Annotated in this window: 4 protein-coding genes; 1 reads left to right on the top strand and 3 read right to left on the bottom strand. The window is 73.2% G+C overall.

Going from position 1 to position 4,194, the window contains the following annotated elements; translation table 11 throughout:
- Positions 1 to 7 precede the first annotated feature (7 nt).
- Positions 8 to 550, bottom strand: a complete 543-nt coding sequence (gene gvpJ, locus V7E45_RS39070) for a gas vesicle protein GvpJ (RefSeq protein WP_333779041.1) — start codon at positions 548 to 550, stop codon at positions 8 to 10.
- A gap of 31 nt (positions 551 to 581) precedes the next feature.
- Positions 582 to 899 carry a gas vesicle protein GvpO gene (locus V7E45_RS39065; RefSeq protein ID WP_333779040.1) on the bottom strand — a complete coding sequence of 106 codons (318 nt, stop codon included), beginning with the start codon at positions 897 to 899 and terminating at the stop codon, positions 582 to 584.
- A 291-nt stretch (positions 900 to 1,190) separates the two neighbouring features.
- Between V7E45_RS39065 and V7E45_RS39060 the strand changes: the two genes are divergently transcribed.
- On the top strand, positions 1,191 to 2,663 hold the full coding sequence (locus V7E45_RS39060) for a sialidase family protein (protein ID WP_333779039.1): 1,473 nt from the start codon (positions 1,191 to 1,193) through the stop codon (positions 2,661 to 2,663).
- Between the two features lie 186 nt (positions 2,664 to 2,849).
- Here the strand turns inward: V7E45_RS39060 and V7E45_RS39055 are convergent, their stop codons facing one another.
- Positions 2,850 to 4,184, bottom strand: a complete 1,335-nt coding sequence (locus tag V7E45_RS39055) for a cellulase family glycosylhydrolase (RefSeq protein WP_333779042.1) — start codon at positions 4,182 to 4,184, stop codon at positions 2,850 to 2,852.
- Positions 4,185 to 4,194: the final 10 nt, after the last annotated feature.

Genomic DNA, 4,194 nt, shown 5'->3' with positions numbered 1-4,194 from the left:
GCCACGTTCATTCCTCTCCGGTGTGGCGGCGTGCGCTGGGGCGGGGGGGGGGGGGGGGGCGGGCCTCTTCACCGCTGTGGCGTCCGGTGGGGGCGGAGCGCTCCGCGGCGGGGCGGCGGCGTGGTGGTTCCGGCTCGCGGCGGCTCCGGCCGCGTGGGCGGACGGCGGCCTCCTCCTGCGGCTCCTCGGCTTCCTCCGCGGCGGCCTCCGGGCTGAGGATGTCGCGGACTTTCGAGCTCAGGGAGCGGGCGGTCCGCTTGGCGCCCGCCTTGGCGACGCCTCTGGCCATCGGCCCGCCGAACAGTTCGGGCACGGTCTTGGACCGTGCGTCGTACTCCAGGTCCAGGCGGTTGCACGCCTCGGCGAAGCGCAGGTAGGTGTCGACGCTGGCGATCACGATCCGGGCGTCCACCTTCAGGATCTCGATGCCGACCAGCGAGACGCGTACGAAGACGTCGATCACCATGCCCCGGTCGAGGATGAGTTCGAGGACGTCGTACAGGGTTCCGGCGCGGGGGACGCATACCACCCCGTCTTCGTAGGTGGTCATGCGCGCTCCTTCCCGGCCGGTTCGCAGCCGGTCATTGGTCCTGGGCACCACGCCGGTAGCGGGCGGTCCGGCGGTACTGCAACAGCTCCCCGTCCGCGTCGAGTTCGACCTGGTAGGTGGCGAGCAGGCTGGTGGTGTCCGGGATGCGGGCCAGTTCCAGGACGTCGACGTCGACGATCCAGCCGTCGTCCTGCGTGCGGCACACCGCGGAGACCCCTTCCAGATGGTGGTGCACGAGCTGGGTCAGCTCCTCGGCGGCGCGCTCGGCCGCATCCTTGGCGCCGCGGACCGCGCGCGGATGCGCGGGTGCGCGTGCCGCGCCGCGACTTCGCCCGCCGGGTTCGCTCATGCTGCCCACTTTGACCGCAAGTCCCGGTGAGCGCGTGTCCGGCTGGGCCGTCCGGGCCGGGCCCCCGGCACCACCGTGGCACCCACGGCCGGCACGCCGGGCCCGGCGTGCCGGCGACGGCCCCCGGGAGGACTCCGCCCTTCGGCCCATCAAGGGCGCCGGCCACCACGCCGAGAACGATCAAGCGGAGTCGCCCCGTCCCCCCGCGTTTCCGGTACGTCCCCGCGCCCCAGGCCCGTCCCGATGACGGCGGTCACGTACCCGGCCGCCAGGCCCGAAAAGAGATCCCGCATGCGCGTCCTGCTGCCCCTGAGCGCCGTCACCACCGGCGCGCTCCTGCTCGGCACGCTCACCGGCCCGAGTGCCGCCGCGGCGGACCGCAACCCCGGCGGCACACCGCTGGTGAAGGTGTCCCACGGTGACCCGTACGCCACGTGCGCCATCGGCGCGAGGTCCCCCGACAGCGTCGTCTACCCGGGCACCGAGGTCGAGCCGTACCTGTCCGTCGATCCGCGTGACCCCAAGCGGGTGGTCACCGTGTTCCAGCAGGACCGCTGGAACGACGGCGGCGCGCGTGGTCTGGCGGCCGGCTGGACCACGGACGGGCGCACCTTCCACCGCAGCACGCTGCCGTTCAGCCTGTGCGCCCCCGGCGGCGCGGACTTCGAACGGGCCTCCGACCCCTGGGTGAGCACCGGACCGGACGGCACCGTCTACGCCGGCGGGGAAGGCGTCGACTTCACGAAGAGCACCCGCAGCGCCCTGCTGGCCGCCACGTCCCGCGACGGCGGCCGCACCTGGCACCACCTCACCACCACACACGTCGACGAACAGCCGTTCTTCAACGACAAGCCCTCGCTCACCGCCGACCCGGTCCGCAAGGGCACCGCCTACCAGGTCTGGGACCGCCTGGACAACGACCCGCCCGGCCCCAGCTCCATGGACGGCCCGGGCTACCTCTCCCTCACCCGTGACGGCGGGCGCACCTGGAGCAGGGCCCGGCCGTTCGTCCGCACCGCCGCCGTGCCCAACACCCAGACCATCGGACATGTGATCGTCGTCGACCGGCGCACCGGCACCCTGCACGACTTCTTCGACTCGATCACCTACTCCGACGACCTGAACACCGTCGTAGAAGCCCACTACGCGATGGTCACCTCGCGCGACGCCGGACGGACCTGGAGCGCCCCGGTCACCGTGGCCCGGGACAGCTCCGTACCGGAGGTCGACCCGAACGACCCCGCCAAGCTGCTGCGCGCCGCGGCCACCCTGCCCAGCCCGGCCGTCGACACCAGGACGGGCACGCTGTACATGGCCTACGAGGGCTCGGACTTCTCCGGCGGCAGGTTCGACTCCGTGCAGCTCGTGCGCTCCACCGACGGCGGACGCACCTGGAGGAAACCTGAGCTGGTCAGCCCGAAAGGCGTGCCGGCCTTCTCCCCGTCGATCGCCGTCGACGAGCGGGGCACACTCGCGCTCACCTACTACGACCTGCGCTTCCTGAAGCCGGGTGACACCACCACCCTGCCCACCGCCTACCAGCTGGCCACCTGGCCGCACGGGGACCCCAGGCGCCGGATGGAGCGACGGATCTCGACGGTCTTCGACTGGCTGCAGGCGCCGTACGCCGGGGGCTATTTCCTCGGCGACTACCAGGGCCTGGTGGCGGCCGGCAAGGGAGTACGGGCGGTGCTCACCGAGACCCACTCCGGCGCGCCGCACAACCGTACGGACGTGTACAGCGGCGGTTTCCGCACCCGGTGACCTGAAACCGGACGCCGCGCCAGTCCGGGTGAACTCGCTGCCCGGTCGGCCGTGCGGAACAGGCAGACCGGCATGGCTTGGTCACGAGCCAGGGCGGGGCCACCGCCGCGGGTACGTCGACTACGGCTGGGTCGCGGCCGGCGATCCGGTCCGGCCCTTCGCGGCTGCCGGCCCGCCGGCACCGCGTCAGCCGCGTCCGACCGTGACCGTCACGCGGCTGCCGGGCGCGGCCAGTACCCGGGCCCGGCCGTCCGGCCCGCGCACGACGGTCGCACCGCCGGCGGCCGTGATCCGCCAGGTGCCCGGCGGCACGGACAGCTCGGTCACCCGCGAGCCGTGCGGGGCCGCGCGGTACGCCAGCCGGTACACGCCCCGCCCCGGGTCGTACGACGCGGAGGCGACCCGGCCCGCGACGCTCCGCGCGTACGGCTCGACGGTCAGCTCCTTGTTGGGCCGAAAGGCACCGGCGTCGTCGACCGCGCAGTATCCGCCGCCGTAGCACCACACGTAGCCCGCCCAGCCGGAGGCGTAGCGGCCCAGCGAGGCCATCGCGTCACGGTAGAACCGGTTCATGTGCGGCAGGGTGCTGTCGGGCGGCCCCCACTCGCCGACGACGACCGGCACCCGGTACCGCTTCGGGTACGCGGTGACGGCCCGCTCGTACGCCTCGATCCAGCCGGCGCCGGGGTCGTAGTCGGAGCCCGCCTCCATGGCGGAGTCGTAGAAGTGCGGCGCGTACACCACGCGCGCGTCCTCCACGCGGCCCAGGCCGGTCGGTACGCCCTCGCCGACGATCGGGGTGGGCTCGACGAACACCCAGGCGTCCCGGTCGGCCGAACGCACCGCGTGGGCGAGGCGGTTGTACATCGGGGTCAGCTGGTCGCGTTCGATCCGGCGGGCCGCCGTCGCCAGGTCCTCCCCCGGACGCGCCTCGCCCATCGGCTCGTTGATCAGGTCGTAGCCGAGGACGGCCGGATGGCCGGCGAAGCGGGCGGCGAGGGTGCGCCACATCCGTGCCTGGGCGCCGCGCAGATCCCGGTCCTCGTAGAGATGGGTGAAGGCGCGCTGCACGGCGGGCTCGAAGTACTCGGCGAACCAGTCCTCCGGATGCGCGGTGAACGGCAGTCCGTCCGTCCTGGTCGCCCACGCGGGTATGCCGCGGTGGCCGAAGGCCGGGCCGAAGACGTCCTGGTGGGCGTCGATCACGACCTTCACCCCGTAGCGGTCGGCCCAGTCCAGGATGCGCCCGATCCTTCGCAGGTAGCTTCGGCTGTACTGGCCCGGCCGCGGCTCCAGGTCGTCCCAGAAGACCAGCAGCCGGGCGAAGTCGAAGCCCTCGGCCCGCATGTCGCGCAAGTGGCGCTCGGTGATGCCGGTCAGCGCCTGCTCGCCCCGGTGGGTCTTGTCCTCGATGTTCCAGCCGTGCAGGGTCAGCACCCGTCCCTGCCGGTCGGTGAGCGGGGGTATCTCCTGCCCGCCGCCGGCGGTCCGCGGTGCGGCATGGACGGTGGCGGCGGGCAGGAGATACCCC

Origin of the sequence: Streptomyces sp. IBSBF 3136, from assembly GCF_036815105.1 — a bacterium.
Taxonomy (GTDB): Bacteria; Actinomycetota; Actinomycetes; order Streptomycetales; family Streptomycetaceae; genus Streptomyces.
This window is presented reverse-complemented; position numbering and strand designations above follow the sequence as displayed.

Coding starts and splice junctions, on each gene's coding strand:
- gvpJ (WP_333779041.1), bottom strand. CDS start 550: ATGACCACCTACGAAGACGGGGTGGTATGCGTCCCCCGCGCCGGAACC.
- V7E45_RS39065 (WP_333779040.1), bottom strand. CDS start 899: ATGAGCGAACCCGGCGGGCGAAGTCGCGGCGCGGCACGCGCACCCGCG.
- V7E45_RS39060 (WP_333779039.1), top strand. CDS start 1,191: ATGCGCGTCCTGCTGCCCCTGAGCGCCGTCACCACCGGCGCGCTCCTG.